Source organism: Kribbella swartbergensis, from assembly GCF_054784135.1.
Genome location: NZ_BAAGPM010000022.1, coordinates 799881 through 820965, shown reverse-complemented (window position 1 = coordinate 820965; position 21085 = coordinate 799881). Strand labels below are relative to the sequence as shown.

The window sequence follows — 21085 nt, the reverse complement described above, 5'->3', positions numbered from 1 at the left end:
TGCACCGAATGATCACGGGTCGATGCGGGCAGCGCTGATCGACCAGCGCAACACCGATGAGCGGGAGCGGCGAGATCGCCGCTCGGCTGAACCGAGCTTGTTGAACGGGAAACGAAGTCCGGGGATGGGGGCACGCCGGACGACGAGGACGGGGTCGCTCGGGCCCTGGTGCCGGTCCACTTAGGGCACGTGGAGGGCACGCCGCCCGAATCCGGCCTGAGCATGACGAAGGCCCCCAGCCTCAGTTTCCCTGTGGCTGGGGGCCTTTCGCTGTCCGAGCGGGTGACGAGAATCGAACTCGCGTAGCCAGTTTGGAAGACTGGGGCTCTACCATTGAGCTACACCCGCGGTGTTCGGACATGATTCCACATTTCCTGGGGTGGACTCAAAACGGTATCCGGGCCGGGGTGGTTTCGCGTGCACTGGGTCGGTTCGACTAGACTCGTGCGGTCACTGCGGGGCGTAGCGTAGTGGCTAGCGCGCCTGCTTTGGGAGCAGGAGACCGCAGGTTCGAGTCCTGTCGCCCCGACAAACCCCCTGCAGCACCCCTGCAGCGCGGGCTGTCCCCGTGCTGTGAAGTCATCGACCAAGGAGAACCGCCACCGTGAAGAGCACCGTCGAGTCCGTGAGCCCGACCAAGGTCCGGCTCATCGTCGAGGTGCCGTTCGAGGAGCTCAAGCCGAGCCTCGACGCGGCGTACCAGAGCATCGCGAAGCAGATCACCGTGCCCGGCTTCCGCAAGGGCAAGGTGCCGCCGCAGGTGATCGACCAGCGGGTCGGTCGCGGGCCGGTGCTCGAAGAGGCGATCAACGACGCGTTGCCGAAGCTGTACTCGCAGGCGGTGCAGGACAACAAGGTCAAGGCGATCGGCCGGCCCGAGGTCGACGTGACCGAGTTCAACGACAAGGAGAGCCTGCAGTTCTCCGCCGAGGTCGAGGTGCGCCCGGAGATCACCCTGCCGGACCTGGAGGGCCTGGAGGCCGAGGTCGCGGACATCTCCGTCACCGACGACGAGGTGAACGAGCAGATCGACGCGCTGCGGCAGCGGTTCGGCTCGCTGAACCCGGTCGGGCGGCCGGTCCAGGACAAGGACTTCATCACCATCGACCTGTCCGCCAGCAAGGACGGCGAGAAGGTCGAGGAGGCGCAGGCCACCGGCCTGTCGTACCAGGTCGGCAGCGGCCAGCTGCTGGACGGCCTGGACGAGGCCGTCGTCGGCCTGAACGCCGGTGAGAGCAAGACCTTCGTCACCCAGCTGGTCGGTGGCTCGCTGAAGGGCGAGGACGTCGACGTCCAGGTGACCGTGACCGCGGTCAAGGAGCAGGAGCTGCCGGAGTTCGACGACGAGTTCGCTCAGACCGCGTCGGAGTTCGACACCGCCGAGGAGCTGAAGGCCGACATCCGCTCCCGGCTGGAGCGCGGCAAGCGGCTGGAGCAGGCCGGCGAGGCGCGCGACGCCGTACTCGAGAAGATCCTGACCCTGGTCGACGTGCCGGTGCCGGAGGGGCTGCTGACCGACGAGCTGGCCGCCCGGAAGGAGAACCTGGAGCAGCAGCTCGGGTACTCCGGGATGACCTTCGAGCAGTTCCTGGAGGGCGAGGAGCAGACCCAGGATGAGTTCGACGAGGACCTGAAGAAGCGCTCCGAGGACGCGATCAAGGCGCAGTTCGTGCTGGACCTGGTCGCCGAGCAGCAGGAACTGAGCGTCAACGACCAGGAGCTGACCGAGCACATCGTCCGGCACGCGCAGCGTTCCGGTGTCAGCCCGGACCAGTTCGCCCAGCACGCGGTCGAGCACAACCTGGTGCCGAGCCTGGTCTCCGAGGTCGTCCGCGGCAAGGCGCTGGCGCACCTGGTCGAGAACGCGAAGGTCACCGACGCCTCCGGCAACGTGGTCGAGCTGAAGACCCTGCAGCCGGACGGCACGTACACCGACCCGGAGGCCGAGGCCGCCGAGGCCCCGGCCGAGGAGCCGGCGAAGGCCTGATCACAGGTACGAAGCGACGGCCCGGATCCACAGCGGATCCGGGCCGTCGCTGTGTGCCGGGCTGCTGAAAGCGATCTGAAAGCGGCGTCCCCTAGCGTTACCGGCGCACGTCACACCGCACCGGGGGGAACGCCTGATGAGACTGAGACTGCCGGTCGCTGCCAACGCGGTGGCCTGTCCAGGACGGCAGCCCGAGCCGGCTCCTTCACGATGCGACCTGGATCGTCGCGACGTACCCGCAACCGATCGGTCGGCGGGTCGTGCACCCGGGGACAGAGCCGGCGGTGTGCGCGAGCGAGGGCCCGTTGCCGGCCGGGACGACGAGGCTCACGCCTTCGCCGCAGTCGCGCTCTGTGGCTGGTGACCCGGCCGTTCCTCTGCTCAGGGCAGACACGGTGCGCCGTGAGCGAACACCCCCAGCCCAGCCTTAGGTCTGTCGCCGCCGCCCAGTAATGTCGGCTTCGTGAACGAGACATTTGCAGCCAGCCCCACCGCCGCGGGCGGCAACGGATCCGGCGGACTCGACGACCACATCTACCAGCGCCTGCTGCAGAACCGGATCATCTTCCTGGGGTCCGAGGTTCGGGACGAGAACTCGAACGCGATCTGCGCGCAGATGCTGCTCCTCAACGCCGAGGACCCCAACAAGGACATCTGGCTGTACATCAACTCACCGGGCGGTTCGGTGGACGCGGGCATGGCGATCTACGACACCATGCAGTACATCTCCAACGACGTCGCCACCGTCGGGATGGGCCTGGCCGCCTCGATGGGCCAGTTCCTGCTCTGCGCCGGCGCGAAGAACAAGCGGTTCGCGCTGCCGCACGCCCGGATCATGATGCACCAGCCCTCCGGCGGTATGGGCGGTACGGCGTCCGACATCAAGATCCAGGCCGAGCAGTCGCTGCACATCAAGGCGCAGCTGTTCCGGCTGATCTCCGAGCACACCGGCCAGCCGCTCGAGCAGGTCGAGAACGACGCCGACCGCGACCGCTGGTTCACCGCCGAGCAGGCCCTGGAGTACGGCTTCATCGACCACGTGGTCGCGAGCGCCGCCCAGCTCAGCTCCGGCAGCCCGAACTCCTGATCTCCCACTCCGTCAGCCAAAGGACCATCAATGAACTACTTCATCCCGCAGTGGGAGGAGCGCACGTCGTACGGCATGCGCCGGATCGACCCCTACACGAAGCTGTTCGAGGACCGGATCATCTTCCTCGGTACGCCGATCACCGACGAGATCGCGAACGCGGTGATGGCGCAGCTGCTGTGCCTGCAGTCGATGGACTCCGACCGCGACATCAGCATCTACATCAACTCCCCGGGCGGCTCGTTCACGGCGCTGACCGCGATCTACGACACCGTCCGCTACATCAAGCCGGACGTGCAGACGGTCTGCCTGGGCCAGGCCGCCTCGGCCGCCGCGGTGCTGCTCGCCGCCGGTACGCCGGGTAAGCGGCTGGCGCTGCCGAACAGCCGGATCATCATCCACCAGCCGGCCACCGAGGGCACCTACGGCCAGTCCAGCGACATCGAGATCCAGGCGAACGAGATCCTGCGGCTGCGCGCGCTGCTGGAGAAGATGATCTCCGACGCCAGCGGCAAGTCGATCGAGGAGGTCTCGCGCGACATCGAGCGGGACAAGTTCCTCACCGCTCAGCAGGCGATCGAGTACGGGCTGATCGACGACGTCCTGCAGACCCTCAAGACCCCGGTCCCGGCCGGCGTCTGAGCCTCGATCCGTGCGTCCCGGCCGCCGTATGCCGCGGCCGGGAGCGCGGACAAAGCGCTCATCATGTCCGATCCACGCCGACGGTGCTGACATGGCGCTGTCAAGAGCGCAGCGCGTTCGCCACCGGCGTAGTCACAACGCGGCGGCGGGCGCGGCGTTTCGGCCTCAGGCGCGGTACCGTCGAATCGGACCCGGGATCGCCGTACGGCACCCGGTCCGAGCGGCCTACGCCCCCTTGGCCCACGGTTCGACTGCACAGAGAAGGGATCTGTCCCGGTGGCACGCATAGGTGACGGCGGCGACCTGCTGAAATGCTCGTTCTGCGGTAAGAGCCAGAAGCAGGTCAAGAAGCTCATCGCCGGTCCCGGCGTCTACATCTGCGACGAATGCATCGATCTCTGCAACGAGATCATCGAGGAGGAGCTGAACGAGGGCTCCGAGGTCGGCCTCACCGAACTCCCCAAGCCGCGGGAGATCTACGACTTCCTCAACGCCTACGTCGTCGGACAGGACGTGGCCAAGAAGGCGCTCGCGGTGGCGGTGTACAACCACTACAAGCGGGTCCGCGACGGCCAGGGCGGCTCGACTGCCGGCCGGCACGCGAAGGACGAGGCCGTCGAGCTGGCCAAGTCGAACATCCTCCTGATCGGCCCGACCGGCTGCGGCAAGACCTACCTCGCCCAGACGCTGGCCCGGATGCTGAACGTCCCGTTCGCGATCGCGGACGCGACGGCGCTGACCGAGGCCGGGTACGTCGGTGAGGACGTCGAGAACATCCTGCTGAAGCTGATCCAGGCGGCCGACTACGACGTCAAGAAGGCCGAGACCGGGATCATCTACATCGACGAGGTCGACAAGATCGCCCGCAAGAGCGAGAACCCGTCGATCACCCGGGACGTCTCCGGCGAGGGTGTGCAGCAGGCACTGCTGAAGATCCTGGAGGGTACGACGGCCTCGGTGCCGCCGCAGGGTGGACGCAAGCACCCGCACCAGGAGTTCATCCAGATCGACACCACGAACGTGCTGTTCATCGTCGGCGGCGCGTTCGCCGGCCTGGATCACATGGTCGAGCAGCGGGTCGGGAAGAAGACGCTCGGTTTCAACGCCGTGCGCGAGCCGGAGAAGCCGAAGGAGCTCGGCGGGTACGCCGACGTGATGCCGGAGGACCTGCTCAAGTTCGGCCTGATCCCCGAGTTCATCGGCCGGCTCCCGGTGATCACCACGGTGTCCCCGCTGGACCGCGACGCGCTGATCAAGATCCTGTCCGAGCCGAAGAACGCGCTGGTCAAGCAGTACCGGCGGCTCTTCGAGATCGACAACGTCGAGCTGGAGTTCAGCGACGACGCGGTCGAGGCGATCGCCGACCAGGCGCTGCTGCGCGGCACCGGTGCCCGCGGTCTGCGGGCGATCATGGAAGAGGTTCTCCTCAACGTGATGTACGAGGTGCCGAGCCGCGAGGACGTCGCGAAGGTCGTCGTCACCGGCGAGGTGGTGCTGGAGAACGTGAACCCCACGCTGATCCCGCGCGACCAGATCGAGCGCAAGCGCGAGCGGCGCGAGAAGACCGCCTGAGTTTTTCCACGGGAGAGGCCGGGTCCGCTGTACGGCGGAGTCCCGGCCTCCTTCTGTTGGTGGACGCGGCCTGAGTCGGCGGCCGCCTACCGTCGGTGCCGTGAAGCCGACAAGATTCCTTCGAAGACTGCCCGTCGCCGTCGCCGCCCTGGCGCTGATCGCACCGACCACCACCGCAGTCGCCGCCCCGAAGAGCGTCGTACCCCGGATCGTCTGGGGGAGCTGTGGTACCGAGCTGCCGGCGTTCCAGTGCGCGACAGTCGAGGTGCCGACGGACTACGACCGGCCGCACGGCCCGACCACTACGATCGCGCTGACCCGGTTGCCGGCGACCGACCCGGCCCGCCGGATCGGCACCCTGTTCACCAACCCCGGCGGTCCCGGCGGGTCAGGTGTGGACTTCGTGCAGCAGTCCGGGCTGACCGCGTACCAGCCCGAGGTGCGGGCGCGGTTCGACATCCTCGGGTTCGACCCGCGCGGCGTCGGCAGGTCCGACCCGGTGACCTGCTTCCCGACGGCCGCCGAGGAAGCGGCCGCGTTCGCCGGACAGCCGGCGTACCCGCTGACCGCCGAGGAGGAGCGCGAGTACACGAAGCTGAGCCTGAAGCTGGCGATCAGTTGCCGGACGATCTCGCCGGACCGGCTGGCGCACTACTCGACCGCGAACGTCGCCCGGGACATGGACCTGCTCCGGCAGGCAGTCGGCGACGACAAGCTGAGCTACGTCGGGTACTCCTACGGCACCTATCTCGGCGCGACGTACGCACGGCTGTTCCCGAACAGGATCCGTGCCTTCGTGCTCGACGGGACGCTCAGCCCGGAGTGGTACTCAGGTTCGGACGGGGACCGCCGGCCGATCGGTGATCGGCTCCGGCAGGGTGAGGGCGCCGCGGAGACGTTCGCGCAGTTCCTCTCCGAGTGTGAGAAGGCCGGGCCGAGCGACTGCGCGCTGGCCAAGCTGGGCGACCCAAAGACCGTTGCCGAGAGCACCTTCGAACGGTTGAAGAAGCAGCCCGTCGTACTCACGCTGCCGGACGGTTCGACGATCACGGTGACGTACCAGGTGGCCGTCCAGGTGAGCTTCTTCTCGATGTACGACCCGGCAGGCTGGCCGGCGCTCGCGGAGTCACTCGCCGAGCTCGCGACCGCTTCGGGGAACACCCGGGCGAAGTCCGCCGCGCGTGCGCCCGAGCTCCTGGTCGAGTGGAACCGGCGCCAGGAGGAGTACGCGTCGGTCGGTACGGCGTTGCAGCCCTGCGTCGAGGCACGTCAGTCGGGCCGGCCGTTCGCCTACCCGCAGTACGCCGACGCCGCGGACAAGCGAGCGCCGCACTTCGGCCGGATGCGGCTGTGGCTGGGGCAGCCCTGCGAGTTCATGGGCGTCCGCGACCACGACGCCTTCCTCGGTCCGTGGAAACTCACCACCAAGACCCCGGTCATGGTGATCGGTACTCGCTACGACCCGGCGACGCCGTACCAGGCCACCCGCCCGTACGCCGACCTGTACCGCAACGCGCACCTGCTCACGGTCGAGGGCTACGGCCACACCGTGCTCGGTAAGAGCACCTGCGCGGACAACCTGATCACCACCTACCTCACCACCCTGAAGGCACCGGCCGACGGCTCGATTTGCGCGCAGGACCGTCAGCCGTTCGACCCGGCGCCGACGAAGGCGAAGCTGTTCCAGGGCCCTGGAATTTAAGGGTCATCCTGGTGCGACGGACGGTGCAGGCGCCCGTCCGTCGCACCGGGTGCTACTTCTGCAGGGCGGCGGTGATGGAGTCGGTGATCGGCGTGGTCGGGCGGCCGATCAGGCGGGTGAGGTCGCTGCCGCGGCCGGCCAGCAGGCCGCGCTCGATCGCGTTGTCCACGCCGGCGAAGACCCGGGCCACCGGCTCGGGGAAGCCGGCACCGACGAGGACGCCGACGTGCTCCTCGGCGGACACGTTGGTGTAGGCAACATCCTTCCCGGACTGCCTGGACACCTCGGCGGCGTACTCGGTGAGCGTCCACGAGGTGTCGCCGTTCAGCTCGTACGCCTTCTTCTCGTGACCCTCACCGGTCAGTACGACGGCCGCCGCGGCAGCGTAGTCGCGACGAGCGGCCGACCCGATCCGGCCGTCACCGGCGCTACCGACGACGCCGTGCTCGAGCTGCACGGGGAGCTGGTCGGTGTAGTTCTCGTTGTACCAGCCGTTGCGCAGGAAGGTGTAGGTCAGTCCGGAGTCGAGGATCGCCTGCTCGGTGGCGATGTGGTCGGCGGCCAGGTCGAAGTCGGCCTCTGGTCCGCCGAGCACGCTGGTGTAGGCGAGGAGGGCGACGCCTGCCTCGTCGGCGGCGTCGATCACGGCCTGGTGCTGAGCCAGCCGGTTGGGCTCGGTGCCCGAGATCAACAGGAGCTTGTCGCCGGCATTGACGGCCTGGGCGATCGCCGCGGGGTCGTTGTAGTCGGCGGCCCGGACCTCGACGCCGCGCGCCGCGAGATCGGCAGCCTTCTCGGCGTTCCGGGCGACAGCGACCACCTGGTCCGCGGGCACCCGCTGCAGCAGCTCGTCGATGACGAGACGGCCGAGGTGGCCAGTGGCGGCGGTGACGACGATGCTCATGGAGGGCTCCCTGGTAATTGAGGCTTGTACTACCCGAGCCTAGGCATGTCCAGAGAGCGGTTCTATGTCCGTCGAGCACTGGTTTATGTCTGATCGTCTTGGTGGCGTGGCGTATCATGCCTGACATGGATGTTCTCGCCGATGTCGTCGCCGCGATGCGGACCGGGCCGGCAACCTCCGGGCGGACCGACGTGCGCGCGCCGTGGGGACTGCGATTCAACCAGGCTGCCGGGGCGACGTTCCATCTCGTGCTGCAAGGGAGTTCCTGGCTACTGCAGCCGGGCGGCGAGGCGCCGATCGCGATAGGGCCGGGTGACGCGGTGCTGCTGCCGCGCGGTCTCGAGCATTCGCTGGCGGACCATCCGGACTCGCCGCTGGTGGACTTCGATCCATCGGTGGAGGAGCCCCTGCACGGTACGGGTGCGCGGTCGTTGCTGCTGTGCGGCACCTACCGGCTCGATCGGGAGCGGCCGCATCCGATGATGAGCAGGCTGCCCGATGTCGTCCACGTGCCGGCCGCCCCCGGCCGGCATCGCACCCTGCACACCGCGATCGGCATCCTCGGCGAGGAACTCGACGCGAACCGGCCGGGTTCGGCGGCCGTCGTACCGGCGCTGGTCGACGCCTTGCTGGTCCTGATCCTGCGGGCGTGGCTGGAGGACCAGAGCGGCTGCCCGACCGAGAACGGCTGGTCCCGGACGCTCACCGATGCCGCGGTCGCGCAGTCACTGGAACTGATTCACAGTCGGCCCGGCGCCGCGTGGACAGTGGCGGAGCTGGCCGCGAATGTCGGTCTGTCCCGCGCCGCGTTCGCCCGTCGCTTCACCGAAGCCGTCGGCGAACCGCCGCTGACGTACCTGTCCCGTTGGCGGATGACGACGGCCGCGCGGCTGCTCCGTGATCACGATCGTCCGCTGGCCACGGTGGCCAAGGAGATCGGGTACACCTCGGAGTTCGCGTTCGCCAAGGCGTTCAAGCGCGACTTCGGGATCGCGCCCGGTGCCTACCGCAAGCAGTTGGCGGTCAGTGGTACGTGAGGTCGTCCGGGCGCAGTGTCGCCACCAGTTCGCCCCGGCTGCGGACGCCGACCTTGGCGAACGCCGCCTTGAGGTGGTCCTGGACGGTGTGCGGCGAGATCGACAACCGGTCGGCGATGTCCGAGGTGCTCCGGCCGGCGATCACCTCGAGGCAGATCTCCCGCTCTCGGGTGGTCAGACCGTACGCCGCCAGCAGCATGCCGACGAGATGACTGCCGGACGCCGGCTCGATCGTCACCACGACCTCTGACTGATCGTCGTCGCTGAGCAGCCGGCTGCCCTGCATGACCACCCAGCCGCCGGTGGCGGTCTGCACCCGGGCCTGGAACGTCCCCGTCGCGGCAGCCCTGGTCCCCGTCACCACCGCGCGCAGCAAGGTGTTGAACCGCCCGGGCGCGATCTCGTTCAGCGCGTCCTGCCAGCTCCGGGCGGCGGCGGTGACCGCGCGCGGCTCACCGCCGGGCCCGGTCACCACGATCGACGGTCCGACCCCTCCTCGATACCCGTGGGCATCGGTACGCACCGCCACTCGCGTCGCCGCGCCGATCGCCGGCGCCACCGACCCGAGGAACTCGACCTCGCGCTCGGTGAACTCGGTCCCGCCCCGGACGAATCCGGCCGCACCCCAGCAGTCACCGTCGACCGTGAAGGCGGCGCGCAGTTCGTGCTCCATCCCGAGCGGCCGCCAGACCTCGTTGAGTCGTCGATGCCGCACGACCTCGCGGTACGGCAGGTCCGACAGCCGGGCCACCGGGTAAGGGCGCTTGGCCAGTTCGGCGAACGAGTTCGGGTTGTCCGCGGCGTACTCCGTCTCGGCCAGCCGGGGCTCGTACTCCGGTGGAATCCGCGCGCGGCCGCTGGTCATCGAACTGATCACCAGCGTCCCGGGATCGATCGCCGCCCAGCAGGTGACGTCGCAGTCGACGACCTGCTCGATCACCTCGATCGCGGCCGCGTGCAGTTCCGCGACGCCCAGTCCAGACGTCGCCAGTGCCGCGATGTCCCGCCGCGCAGTCCGCGCCCGGCCCTCCCACATGCGCTCAGTATGCGCCGCCGGCAACCGCCCGCCTATCCCCGAAATGTGGGGATTCGCGGCCGACGAGGAGCCCCATCGGCCGGGATGGATGCCTGGCCGGCCGGTTTCTACGGTCAGGACCACAACTCACAAGGGGAGGTCGTGATGACTGAATCGGTGCACCTGAGCACGGCCGGAACGGGCGCGGAGTACGTCGCTCCGGACGCGACCGTCACGGTCAAGGTCGGCGGTGAGCACACCGGCGCGCAGTACGAGATCTTCGAGATCGACGCGGCTCGCGGACCGGCCTCGCCGCCGCACAGCGAGAGCTGGAGCAAGGCGTTCTACGTCCTGCAGGGGAGGATCCTTGTCCAGGCCGGCGACCAAGGCTACGACCTCGGTCCCGGCGCGTCGATCAGCATCCCGGCGGGCACGGTCAACACCTTCTCGGTACTGACGCCGACGGCGAAGTTCCTGGCCGTCAGCCAGACCGGGAAGATGGGCGAGTTCTTCGCCGACCTGGCGACCGCCGACCCGGCCGACTTCGCCGCGCTCGGGGAGATCTCGAACCGGCACGGTGTCACGCTCGCGGGGGTGGCGTCATGAGTACGGCGGCGCAGGTCCTCGCGATCGCGATCGCCGTCATGCTCGCCGTGGTGTTCGTGATGGAGTCGTTCCTGTACCGCCACCCGCGGCTGTACCCGATGTTCCTGACCAAGCCCGGGGACTTCGACGCGGTGCGGATGTGGACGGTCAACATGGGCTGGTACAACCTGACGACCGCGGCCGCTCTGGTGGCGGGCGTCGTCCTCGTGCAGAACGGTCACGTGCCGCAGGGCGAGGCGCTGGTGATCTTCACCGCTGCGCAGCACACGTTCATGGCCGTCGTGCTGGTCGTGTCCCAGCCGAAGCTGTGGTTCAACTCCATCCTCGAAGGGGTTCCTGCCGCGATCCTGCTCGCTCTTGCCCTCAACTAGGCAGCTCCGAACGGTAGGAAAGTTACGCAACTTGTCTCATCATGGGCATCAAGCACCAAGCACTCTCAAGGTTCCCCGGATGGCTCCGGAAGCTTCACCCGTCCGGGGAGCCCCCGCCCTGAGTAGTAGTGAAGGTGAGGCCCATGAGCCCAATCAGTCGCAGAACCCTTGTCTTCGGCGGGCTTGCCGCCGCTGGAGCAAGCGCCGTCCCGGTCCGCTCGGCCGTCGTCGCAGCCACCGCCGCCGTCCCGTACCCGTTCCAGTTGGGAGTAGGGTCCGGTGAACCGGATGCCAACAGCGTCGTGCTGTGGACCCGACTGGCGCCGTCCCCGCTCAACGCCGACGGTCAGGGCGGGATGGCGAACGCCGACGTGACCGTCGACTGGCAGGTGTCGACCACCGACACCTTCAGCACCTTGGTCGCGTCCGGCTCGGTCACCGCCCGGTACGCGAGCGCCCACTCCGTCCACGTCGTTGCCGGTGGCCTCAATCCCGACTCCGACTACTTCTACCGCTTCCGCGCGCAGGGTCACCTGTCACCGGTCGGCAGGACACGTACGGCGCCTGCCGTCGGGACCAACGGGCGTGACCTGGTGATGGCCTTCACCTCGTGCGCGCACTACGAGGAGGGTTACTACACCGTCTACCGCCGGATGGCCGAGGAGAACCCGGGCCTGATCCTGTTCCTCGGTGACTACATCTACGAGTACGGCGCGGTGGCCGGCCGGACCCGGAGCCACGCGGGCAGCACGGAGATCGTCACGCTCGCGGACTACCGCCGCCGGTACGCGCAGTACAAGTCCGACCCGGATCTCCAGGCCGCCCACGCGGCCGCACCGTGGCTCGTCGTACCGGATGACCACGAGGTGGAGAACAACTACGCCAACATGGTGCGCGCGGACAGTACGCCGACTCTGACCAGCGCGCAGTGGACGGCTCGGCGGACCGCGGCCTACCAGGCCTACTACGAGAACATGCCGCTGCGGCCCGCGCAGGCGAACAGTGGCAACAGCATTCCGCTCTACCGCCGGGTGCGGTGGGGAAACCTCGCCACCTTCCACATGCTCGACACCCGGCAGTACCGCCATGACCAGGCGTGTGGAGATGGCTGGAAGGTCTGCTCGGACGCGGATCTCGCGTCGCGCAGCCTCCCGGGCAACACGCAGGAGACCTGGCTGCTCGACGGACTGGCCCAGCACTACGGCACCTGGGACATCCTTGGCCAGCAGGTGTTCTTCGCCCGCCGCTTCGATACGGCCGGTGCGTCGAGCATGGACTCGTGGGACGGCTACCGCGCCTCCCGGGCCCGGATCCAGCAGGGCTGGGTTGCTCGCGGCACCCGCAATCCCGTCGTACTGACCGGTGACGTGCACCGGGCCTGGGCGAGCGACCTGAAGGCCGACTACGCCAACGCGAACTCGGCCACCATCGGCAGTGAGCTCGTCACCAGCTCGGCCACCTCCGGCGGCGACGGCGACGGCTCGACGACGATCCCGAATCTCGACACGAACCCGTGGCTGAGGTTCTACAACAATCGGCGCGGTTACGTCCGTACGACGATCAGCCCGACCCAGCTGCGTGCCGACTTCCGTGCCGTCTCGAGGGTGTCGGAACACGGTGCCGCGGCGTCGACGGTGAAGTCGTTCGTGATCCAAGAGGGCCGGCCCGGCCTGCAGGCAGTGTGAGGCAGACATGAAGAAGACACTGGCCATCACCACGCTGGTGGCGTCATCCGCTGTACTCACCGCTCCCACCGCACAGGCCCACATCGCGACCCCGACCTGGTCCACCGCCAACAGCGTGTCGACGGGGGACCAGGACAACCCGGCGATCGCGACCAACCGCAACGGGTACGTCGCCGTGGTGTGGGAGGACGACCGCGACACCGACAACGCGACGGACAACGTGCACAGCGACATCTACCTGCGGACGTTCCGCAACGGTACGGCGCTCTACGAGGTGAAACTGTCCGCCGGGGGCAGCAGCGGTGTGACCACCTGGCGACACCTGCGCCCGGACGTCGGGCTCGACGACAAGGGCAACGCCGTCGTGGTGTGGCAGGACGACCCGGACGGCAACGGCTACTACAACATCCCCTATCGCGTGGTGAACACCGCTGGGACCGTCACCGCTTCGGGTAACGCGAACAGCAGCTCGACAGGTCAGCAGATCAACCCGCGCGTCGCCGTCGACCCTGATGGTGCTCCGGCCGGTGGCGCAGTCGCCTTCACCGTGGTCTGGGAGGACATCCAGACCGGGACGCAGCCGATGATCAAGGCGGCTGGATTCACCGGGCCGACTACCCGCGCGTGGGAGGTCACCGCATCGCAGACGACGGGCGAGCACCACAATCCGGATGTCGCCGTCTCCGCGTCTGGTGACGCGCTCGTGGTCTGGGACGAGGATGGAGATGCCAACGCGTATTACAACATCGGCCTGATCCGCCTGGGCCGGACCAACGGCGCGGCCACACTGTCCCGCCGCGCGGCGAATTCCAATGGCGGCGGGCAACAGACGCGTCCGTCGGTGGCGGCGAACTTCAACGGTGACTTCGCGGTCGCGTGGGAGTCCGATCACACCGGTACGGCGGGCTCGTGGACGCGGACGTTCACCTCGACGGGCGCCGCGCGATTCGCCGACGTCGAGGTCGCGGCGGGCGCCAAGACCCCGTCGATCGGCATCGACGACCAGTCCCAGACCGTCGTCGGCTGGACGGTCGCCAACCCAGCCACCGACCTCGATGTGTGGGTGCGCGGCTTCGGCACCGACGGCACGGACGCGGGTCGCCTGTCGGCCCAGCAACTCAACTCCGTCCCCGCCGGTCGCCAGGAGCAGATGACTGTTGCTGTGTCGCCCTACGCCCAAGTCGCCGTTGCTTACACCGACGACAACGACGGCAACACCTACGACCAGGTCTACCTGGGCCAGGACTTCTCCAACAACAGCTGGTGAGTGATCGCGTCACCGGGGACCACCGTGCTGAGCACGGTGGTCCCCGGTGACGACGGCTACTGGGTCGGCTCGACCAGGACCCGCACGTCCCACGGTCCGAGGTCGAGCTTGTCGGTCACCGATGTGTCCGCAAGTACGTCGTGGACCGCAGCCGGAAGGTCGATACTCACGCTGTCCCACGACCAGTTGTGAACGAACCGCAGCCGCCGCCCGTCAGCGGCCGTCGCGGAGGTGACCGTGACACTCGCCGGTAGATCGGCCCACGTCGACGGCGCGATCCACCGGAACAATGCGGCCGCGAGCGGAGCGTTGGGAACCGTCCCCACATAGGTGATCCGGCCGTCACCATGTTCCCGCGTGGTGATCGCCGGCCATCGCCCGAAGTGTGGATGCTCATACCCCGCGAGCACCTGGGCACCGCCTACCTGCAGGCCGTCCGCCCACCGGGTGCCCGCTGCATCGTCACCGAGGACGAGCGGCGACTCGGCGGCCGCACGAACCGGCAGTTCGCCGGTGAGGTTGCTGTACTCGTCGTACGCGACACCAGCCGCCGCTGCGAGACCAGCCGGCATCGTGGCAGTGCGGGCGCGTGCCTCGAGGTCTGCGTACCCGGTCCGAGGTCCGACGACCAGGTGTCCACCTGCCGCGGCGTACGCCGCCAGTTGCTCCAGCAAGGCGTCGTCTGCCAGGTACAACCCCGGTACTACGAGTACCGGGTGCTCCTCGACGTCAACGGTGAACTGACTTGTGTGCAGGATGCGTACCTGTAGACCGGCGTCGAAGGCCCCACGATAGAAGGGATCGAAGAGACCATGGTACGACCGGTCGTCCGGGCTGCCGTCGTCGTGTGACAGTGGCGGGTACTTCTGCATCAGCCACTTGCTCGGCAGCGAGTACAGCATCGTCACGTCGTGGTCGGGCGTGAGCTCACTGACAAGAGCCCCGGCTGTTTCGAACTCGGCGCCGAGTTGAGCGATCTCCCTGTAGGTCCGGCCCGGCTTGCCGCTGTGGGGGAGCACGCCACCCCAGTAGGTCTCTGCACCGAAGTGCAACGTGTGCCAGTGCCAGTACTCGACCATCTTGGCCCCACGCGCGACCAGTGCCCACGCTGCCTGCCGCCATTGGCCGTCGTACGCGGGCCGGTTGTCCCACGGGTAACCGATCGACTGGGCATTCGTCTCCGTCACGAGGAACGGCCGTTGCTGTGACGAGTACATCCGGTCCGCGCTGAGGTAGAGCGCCCAGGTGCCGTTGGTAGTCCAGTTCTGCCGTACCGGACTCGTCTGTGGGTGCAGCAGTCCGTCCTGCATCGCGTAGTACGGATTGCCTGCGGTGACGTCGAGGCGGCGTACCAGGTCGTCGTCTGCCATGGCAGGACGCTCGTAGGAGATGCACGTGGTGACGAACTGGTCCGGGCGGGCGTACTCGCGCACGATGTCCGCCTGCCAGCCGATGAACTCGGTGGTCTGGTCTGCCTGGAACTGCCGCCACGCCACGTCGTACTGCGGCTGGACGTTGCCGTCGGGTGTCCACAGGTCGGCCCAGTCCGACAACCGGTGTGACCAGTAGACGAGTCCCCACTCGTCGTTGAGTGTCTGCACGTCGCCGTACGTCTTCCGCAAGCTGTCCACGAACCGCTGGAAAACCCCGTGGTTGTGGAGGAGTTCGTTCCCCGGCTCGTTGTCGACCTGGAAGCCGATCACGGCCGGATGATCGGCGTACCGGCCGACGATCTTGCGGATCACCCGCTCGGCGTGGAACCGGAACCCGGGGTGGGTGAAGTCCACCTCCTGCCGGGCACCCCAGGGGATCCGCTGACCCGTCTTCCGCTCACCGGCGATCTCCGGGTAGAGCCGCGCCAGCCACGGCGGTACGGCGTACGTCGGGGTGCCGAGCAGGACGGCGATGCCACGGGCGTGCGCGCCGTCGAGCACCGGCTGCAACCAGTCCAGGTCGAAGCGCCCGTTCTCGGGTTCCCAGGTCGACCAGACCGATTCGCCGACCCGGATGACCGAGAACCGTGCCGCGGCCATCAGGTCGAGATCCTGTTCGAGCCGGTCGTGCGGCTGGTACTCGTGGTAGTACGCAGCTCCGAAGAGCACACGTTGCTGCACAGCGTTTCTCCAATGGTAGAAGGCCAAATCGATCAAGCACTGTCAGCCCTTGACGCTGCCGGTGGACAAGCCGGACTGCCAGTACCGCTGCAGCAGCAGGAACGCGGCGATCAACGGGATGATCGAGAGGAGGGAACCGGTGACGACCGACGACAGCAGCGCCCCGGTCGCCCCGCCACCACCGGTGGCTTGTGACGACCAGGCGGCGAGGCCGACCGTGATCGGGTACAGATCCGGGTTGTTCAGCATGATCAGCGGAAGGAAGTAGTTGTTCCAGGTCGCGACCAGCGTGAACAGCAGCACGGTGACGATGCCCGGGGCAAGCATCCGCAGCGCGACCTGGAAGAAGATCCGGAACTCGCCCGCGCCGTCGATGCGGGCGGCCTCGATGATCCCGTCCGGTACGGCGTCCTGGGCGTAGATGCGCATCAGGTACAGGCCGAACGGGCTGACCAGCGAGGGCAGGATGATCGCCCACGGCGTGTTGACGAACCCGGCCCGGCTGAACAGCAGGTACGTCGGGATCGCCAGTGCCGTCGTGGGCACCATGATGGCGCCGAGAACCAGCCCGAACATCGGCCCGTTGCCGCGGAACCGGTACTTCGCGAAGCCGTATCCGCCGAGCGCGCAGAGGAACGCCGCGCCGCCGGCGCTGACGACCGCGTAGAACACCGTGTTGCCCATCCACCGGGCGAACACCCAGTCGTTGTACGTGACGGTCTCACGGATGTTGCCCAGCAGGGAGAAATCGTCGGCGAACCACAGCCCGAAGCTCGAGAACAGGTCACCGACCGTCTTCGTCGACGCCACGACCAGCCAGAACAGCGGCAGCAGGAAGTAGATCAGCAGCGCCAGCATGCCGAGGGTGAGGACGTTGCTGCGTCGTTCTCTCATGACCGGCTCCTCCGGGTCGTGACGAGCAGGACGGCGTACGACGCGACGACGATGACGGCGCCGAGGAGGAACGAGACCGCCGCGGCGTAGTTCACCTCTTGGCCGGTGAAGGCGAGCGTGTAGCCGTAGAGGTTCGGCGTGTAGCCGCTGTCGATGACGCTCGGCGCGAGCCGCTGCATCAACTGCGGCTCGACGAACAACTGGAAGCTGCCGATGACCGAGAAGATGACGCAGACCAGCAGGGCCGGCCGGAGCGCGGGGATCTTGATGCTCCACGCCGTGCGGATCGCGCCGGCACCGTCCACGGCCGCCGCCTCGTAGAGATCATGCGGTACGGCGCGCAGGGCGGCGTACAGGATGATCATGTTGTAGCCGGTGAACTCCCACGTGACGATGTTCGCCAGCGACCCCAGCATCCAGTCGCTGCTGAGGAAGTCCGGTCTCGCCACGTTCAGGCGGTCGGCCAGCTGGGCGAACGGACCGAAGTCCGGGCCGTACAGGTAGCCCCACATCAGCGCGGCGACCACGCTCGGGACGGCGTACGGCAGGAAGATGGCGAGCCGAAAGACCTTCGCCAGCCGGAGCAGCCCACTGTCGATCGCCAGCGCCGCCAGCAGGGCGAGCACGAGCATGATCGGCACCTGGACCAGGAAGAACAGTGCGACCCGTCCGATGCCTTCCAGCAACCGTGGATCCGTCAGGGCCCGGGTGTAGTTGTCGATCCCGGCGAACACGGTGCCCCCGATGAGGCGTTCCTGGAACAGGCTGAGGTACGCCGCATAGGCCAGCGGCAACACCAACATGGCCAGGAACACCACCATGAACGGCGTGACGAACAGGTAGCCGGCGGCGGCGTGGCTCACACCACGCCGCCTCCGCACCGCCTCCCGGCGACTCACCGTCCGGCGCTCGGCGCGCCGCAGAGTCGTGTTGGTGGTCATTGCCCCTCGATCTTGAATCCCTGGTTCTGCGCGTACGACGTCATCCGCTGCTGCCACTGGTCGAGGGCAGCCTTGGTGTCGCTCTTGTCCGCGAACGACTTGCCGACGGTCTCGTCCCAGTCATTGACGGCCTGGTCCAGGAACGGCGGCCACTCGAACTCGGTGTCCACCGTGTTGCTGATCTCCGCGAACTGCTGGTTGACGGTCTGCCCGCCGTAGAACGCGGGCTTCAGCTGGGTGAAGGAGGGATCCGCCAGGAGATCCTTCTTGACCGGGAACAGGAACTGCTCGGTCGCGAACATCTTGGTCGACTCGGGATCGGTGTTGATGAACTCCGCGAGCTTCGCCGCGGCGATCGGGTTCTTCGTGCCCTGTACGACGGCCGTGGTCGAGCCACCCCAGTTGCCGGAGACCTGCTTGTTCGCGTCCCACTGCGGAAGCGGTGCCGCACGCCACTTGCCGCTCGTGGCCTTCGCGCTGCTCTCCAGGAAGACCGGGCCCCAGGCGGCGGTCAGCCAGGTGGCGTACTTCCCGCGGTTCAGCGCCTGGTACCACGCGTCGGTGAAGTCCGGGTCGGTGCTGACCGCACCTTCCTTGATGAGACCGTTCCAGTAATCGGCGAGCTTCTTCGACCCGTCGTCGGCGAGGTTGATCTTGACGGAGTCCTGGCTGGGGTTCTCGAACGGCTTGACGCCGGCCTGCCAGAGCAGACCGAACCACACGCCGGCCTGGTTGGGAGCGAGGTTGGTGAGATAGACGTTCGGGTCGGCGGCGTGCAGCTTGCGGGCCGCCGCGGCGAACTCGTCCCAGGTCTTCGGTACGGCGATGCCGTGCTTGTCGAAGATGTCCTTCCGGTACAGCATGCCCATCGGCCCGCTGTCCTGCGGGACAGCCCAGACCTCGCCACCGGAGCCGACCACCTGCTGCCAGGTCCACGGGACGAACTGGTCCTTGAGCGCCTCGGCGCCGTACGGGCGCAGGTCCATCAGGCTCTTGGTGATCGAGAAGGTGGGGATGTACTGGAACTCGATCTGGACGGCGTCCGGGAATCCGGTCCCGGCCTTCAGGGCCGTGCGCAGCTTGGTGTACTGCGGCTCGCCCTGACCGGCGTTGACCACCTTCACCTTGATGGCCGGGTACTTCTTCTGGAACAGGGCGACTTCCTTCTGGATGTTCGGAACCCAGGTCCAGAACGTCAGTTCGGTGGGTGTGGACATGGCCTTGTCGATGTCGGCCTGGCTGACGGTCTGGGCCGGCGTGGCCTCACCGCCGGCGTCGTCGCCTCCGCCGCAGGCGGCCAGCGCGAGACTGCCGGAGAGGACGAGCGCGGTGGCGAGCGCTGCCCGCCGGCGCAAGGGTGTGCGTTGGAAACGGAACACGTGAAACAACTCCTTGGAGTGGGCAGGCATCGCCCGGGTCGCGGCGTCGGCCGGCAGGTGAGGGACCGCCCGGACGGACCGGGGCGGACGTGGCGTGCGGTGCGGCGTTTCAGCCGTGGTCGCGGCTCCGCCGGCGCGGAGCGGCGGTCGAGTGACGGATGACCAGCCGGAGCGGCGGTGACTCCGGCGCGGGGGAGCGGTCGCCGGTGGGCGACTCGATCTCCGTGACCAGATTCGCGATCCCGCGGGCGACGTGCTCGTCGAAGTCCTGCGGGATGGTGGTGAGCGGCGGCGTCAGGTACGCCGCGGTCGGTATGTCGTCGAAGCCGACGACGCTGACGTCGCCGGGCACGGACCGACCGGCCTCGGCGAGCGCGCGCAGCACGCCGATGGCCATGTCGTCGTTGGCGACGAAGATCGCGGTGACCTCGTCGTTCGCGGCCAGTTGACGGCCGGCCTGGTAGCCCGAAGCCGGCAGCCAGTCGCCTTCCAGCACTGGTGGTTCCGGAGCACCCGCGGCGGCCAGCGCCTTCCGCCAGCCGTCGAGCCGCTCCCGCGCGGCCCACCAGCGTTGCGGTCCGGCGACGTGCCAGACGGTCCGGTGCCCGAGGCCGAGCAGATGCTCGGTCGCGAGGCACCCGGCACCGGTGTTGTCGCCGCCGGTGTACAGGACGGACGGAGCGCTGAGTCCGGGGAAGCGCCCGAAACTCAGCACCGGGATGTCGAGGTCGATCGGCTGGTCGTCACCTTCGTCGATCGGCTCGGACAAGATGATGCCGTCCACACCCTGCTCGAGCAGATGGTCGACGGCACCCGCGACGCCGCCGGTGTCACCTTCGAGGGTGTTCACGATGCTCAGCGAGTAGCCGGTACTGCGGAGAGTCCGCTCGATCGCGACCAGTTGGGTCGACGGCCCGAAGAGCGCCGTACCGAGGCAGACCACTCCGATCCGCCGGGTCCGGCCCGAGTTGAGTGCCCGGGCGGCGTTGTTGCGGCGGTAGCCGAGTTCACGCATGGCGGCCTGGACGCGGAGGCGGACCTCCTCCTTCACGTACGGCTCACCGTTCAGGACCCGCGAGACGGTCTTCTGTGAGACACCCGCGAGCCTGGCGACGTCCGTGCTGCCCGGCCGGCGGGTACGTCCGCCGTCGGGTGCCGGTTTCGCCTCGGTCATGGGCCCTCACAGTATTCCTGGCAGCCGTTCTGACTGCGTAGTCAGAATGTGTCTACGTAGTCAGGGAGGTCAATCCCCAGTTACTGGACTGTGACCTGAACCATGCGGTCTTCCTTGGTCGGCGGAGTCTCTGGCTGAACGAGAGATTCAGCGGGAGTAGAGGGCGGTGAGGCGGCCGCGGGCGACGGCTCGGGAATCGATCGCGTCGAGCGCGTGCTCGAGTTCGGCGCCGTCGAGGAGGCCGGTTCCGTGCGAGAGCGCATAGACGGTGAAGCGGTAGTGGTGGGTGCCCCGCGGCGGGCACGGTCCGAAGTAGGAGGCCGTGCCCGCCGAGTTGCGGGCCTGGGTGGCGCCGGGCGGGACCCGCCCTTCGGTCAACTCCGTGGTCGATGCATCAAGATCGAGCACTACCCAATGGGTGAAGGTCCCCCGTGGGGCGTCGGGGTCGTCCACGACCACTGCGATCGCTCCGACCTGCTCTGGCATGCCCTCCCAGGCCAGTGGTGGAGATACGTCGTCCCCGTCGCAGGTGTACTTCGTGGGGATCTTCCCGCCGTCTTGGAACGCTTTGCTGGTCACGGTGATGCTGCTGGGTGCTGTCACGGCCGGCTCCTTCCCGGACTGCGACTGGGCGCCGCCACATCCGGTCAGCATCAGGCTGATCGTCGACAGTGACAGCAACCGCAGTCGCACTCCTTCAGCGTCGCA

18 protein-coding genes and 2 tRNA genes are annotated in these 21085 nt (G+C 67.9%); 11 read left to right on the top strand and 9 right to left on the bottom strand.

Going from position 1 to position 21085, the window contains the following annotated elements; genetic code table 11:
* Window positions 1-277 precede the first annotated feature (277 nt).
* Window positions 278-348: transfer RNA gene (locus ACYVOK_RS22425), tRNA-Gly, on the bottom strand.
* A gap of 108 nt (window positions 349-456) precedes the next feature.
* Between ACYVOK_RS22425 and ACYVOK_RS22420 the strand changes: the two genes are divergently transcribed.
* The 6 genes from ACYVOK_RS22420 (at window position 457) to ACYVOK_RS22395 (ending at window position 6990) form a co-directional block, all read left to right on the top strand.
* Window positions 457-529, top strand: a tRNA-Pro gene (locus tag ACYVOK_RS22420).
* Between the two features lie 75 nt (window positions 530-604).
* The gene (gene tig / locus ACYVOK_RS22415) at window positions 605-1987 is read left to right on the top strand and encodes a trigger factor (protein ID WP_460664448.1); all 1383 of its coding nucleotides are present in this window, start codon (window positions 605-607) and stop codon (window positions 1985-1987) included.
* Between the two features lie 463 nt (window positions 1988-2450).
* Window positions 2451-3074, top strand: a complete 624-nt coding sequence (locus tag ACYVOK_RS22410; protein WP_460664447.1) for a ClpP family protease — start codon at window positions 2451-2453, stop codon at window positions 3072-3074.
* Between the two features lie 30 nt (window positions 3075-3104).
* Window positions 3105-3716, top strand: coding sequence for an ATP-dependent Clp protease proteolytic subunit (locus tag ACYVOK_RS22405; protein WP_460664446.1), 612 nt, complete (start codon window positions 3105-3107; stop codon window positions 3714-3716).
* 276 nt (window positions 3717-3992) lie between these two features.
* The gene (gene clpX, locus ACYVOK_RS22400) at window positions 3993-5288 is read left to right on the top strand and encodes an ATP-dependent Clp protease ATP-binding subunit ClpX (protein WP_460664445.1); all 1296 of its coding nucleotides are present in this window, start codon (window positions 3993-3995) and stop codon (window positions 5286-5288) included.
* Between the two features lie 100 nt (window positions 5289-5388).
* Complete coding sequence (locus ACYVOK_RS22395; protein WP_460664444.1) at window positions 5389-6990, top strand: alpha/beta hydrolase; 1602 nt, start codon at window positions 5389-5391, stop codon at window positions 6988-6990.
* A 52-nt stretch (window positions 6991-7042) separates the two neighbouring features.
* On the opposite strand, the gene ACYVOK_RS22390 is transcribed toward ACYVOK_RS22395, so the two are convergent.
* Window positions 7043-7894 (bottom strand): SDR family oxidoreductase, encoded by an 852-nt coding sequence (locus ACYVOK_RS22390; protein ID WP_460664443.1) that lies wholly within the window; start codon window positions 7892-7894, stop codon window positions 7043-7045.
* A gap of 125 nt (window positions 7895-8019) precedes the next feature.
* On the opposite strand from ACYVOK_RS22390, the gene ACYVOK_RS22385 reads away from it, so the two are divergent.
* Window positions 8020-8931, top strand: a complete 912-nt coding sequence (locus ACYVOK_RS22385) for an AraC family transcriptional regulator (RefSeq protein ID WP_460664442.1) — start codon at window positions 8020-8022, stop codon at window positions 8929-8931.
* Here ACYVOK_RS22385 and ACYVOK_RS22380 read toward each other — a convergent pair.
* Window positions 8918-9967, bottom strand: coding sequence for a helix-turn-helix transcriptional regulator (locus ACYVOK_RS22380; protein ID WP_460664441.1), 1050 nt, complete (start codon window positions 9965-9967; stop codon window positions 8918-8920). The two genes, ACYVOK_RS22385 and ACYVOK_RS22380, sit on opposite strands and share 14 nt — an antisense overlap.
* Before the next feature lie 144 nt (window positions 9968-10111).
* Between ACYVOK_RS22380 and ACYVOK_RS22375 the strand changes: the two genes are divergently transcribed.
* From ACYVOK_RS22375 to ACYVOK_RS22360, 4 genes are all read left to right on the top strand, one after another.
* Window positions 10112-10552 carry a cupin domain-containing protein gene (locus ACYVOK_RS22375; protein WP_460664440.1) on the top strand — a complete coding sequence of 147 codons (441 nt, stop codon included), beginning with the start codon at window positions 10112-10114 and terminating at the stop codon, window positions 10550-10552.
* The gene (locus ACYVOK_RS22370; protein ID WP_460664439.1) at window positions 10549-10923 is read left to right on the top strand and encodes a DUF1304 family protein; all 375 of its coding nucleotides are present in this window, start codon (window positions 10549-10551) and stop codon (window positions 10921-10923) included. The genes ACYVOK_RS22375 and ACYVOK_RS22370 overlap by 4 nt, the downstream gene beginning before the upstream one ends.
* A 143-nt stretch (window positions 10924-11066) precedes the next feature.
* Window positions 11067-12608 carry an alkaline phosphatase D family protein gene (locus tag ACYVOK_RS22365; protein ID WP_460664438.1) on the top strand — a complete coding sequence of 514 codons (1542 nt, stop codon included), beginning with the start codon at window positions 11067-11069 and terminating at the stop codon, window positions 12606-12608.
* A 7-nt stretch (window positions 12609-12615) separates the two neighbouring features.
* Window positions 12616-13875, top strand: coding sequence for a hypothetical protein (locus tag ACYVOK_RS22360; RefSeq protein WP_460664437.1), 1260 nt, complete (start codon window positions 12616-12618; stop codon window positions 13873-13875).
* Between the two features lie 56 nt (window positions 13876-13931).
* On the opposite strand, the gene ACYVOK_RS22355 is transcribed toward ACYVOK_RS22360, so the two are convergent.
* The 6 genes from ACYVOK_RS22355 to ACYVOK_RS22330 all read right to left on the bottom strand — a co-directional run bounded on the left by ACYVOK_RS22355 (window position 13932) and on the right by ACYVOK_RS22330 (window position 21070).
* The gene (locus ACYVOK_RS22355) at window positions 13932-15989 is read right to left on the bottom strand and encodes a beta-galactosidase (protein ID WP_460664436.1); all 2058 of its coding nucleotides are present in this window, start codon (window positions 15987-15989) and stop codon (window positions 13932-13934) included.
* A gap of 42 nt (window positions 15990-16031) precedes the next feature.
* Window positions 16032-16883 (bottom strand): carbohydrate ABC transporter permease, encoded by an 852-nt coding sequence (locus ACYVOK_RS22350; protein ID WP_460664435.1) that lies wholly within the window; start codon window positions 16881-16883, stop codon window positions 16032-16034.
* On the bottom strand, window positions 16880-17824 hold the full coding sequence (locus tag ACYVOK_RS22345; protein WP_460664434.1) for a carbohydrate ABC transporter permease: 945 nt from the start codon (window positions 17822-17824) through the stop codon (window positions 16880-16882). The genes ACYVOK_RS22350 and ACYVOK_RS22345 overlap by 4 nt, the downstream gene beginning before the upstream one ends.
* Window positions 17821-19203, bottom strand: a complete 1383-nt coding sequence (locus ACYVOK_RS22340) for an extracellular solute-binding protein (RefSeq protein WP_460664433.1) — start codon at window positions 19201-19203, stop codon at window positions 17821-17823. Before ACYVOK_RS22340 ends, ACYVOK_RS22345 begins: the two co-directional genes overlap by 4 nt.
* Window positions 19204-19312: 109 nt before the next feature.
* Window positions 19313-20377, bottom strand: coding sequence for a LacI family DNA-binding transcriptional regulator (locus ACYVOK_RS22335; protein WP_460664432.1), 1065 nt, complete (start codon window positions 20375-20377; stop codon window positions 19313-19315).
* 147 nt (window positions 20378-20524) lie between these two features.
* A complete protein-coding gene (locus ACYVOK_RS22330; protein ID WP_460664431.1) occupies window positions 20525-21070 on the bottom strand; it encodes a YbhB/YbcL family Raf kinase inhibitor-like protein in 546 nt (181 codons plus the stop codon).
* Between the last annotated feature and the right edge of the window lie 15 nt (window positions 21071-21085).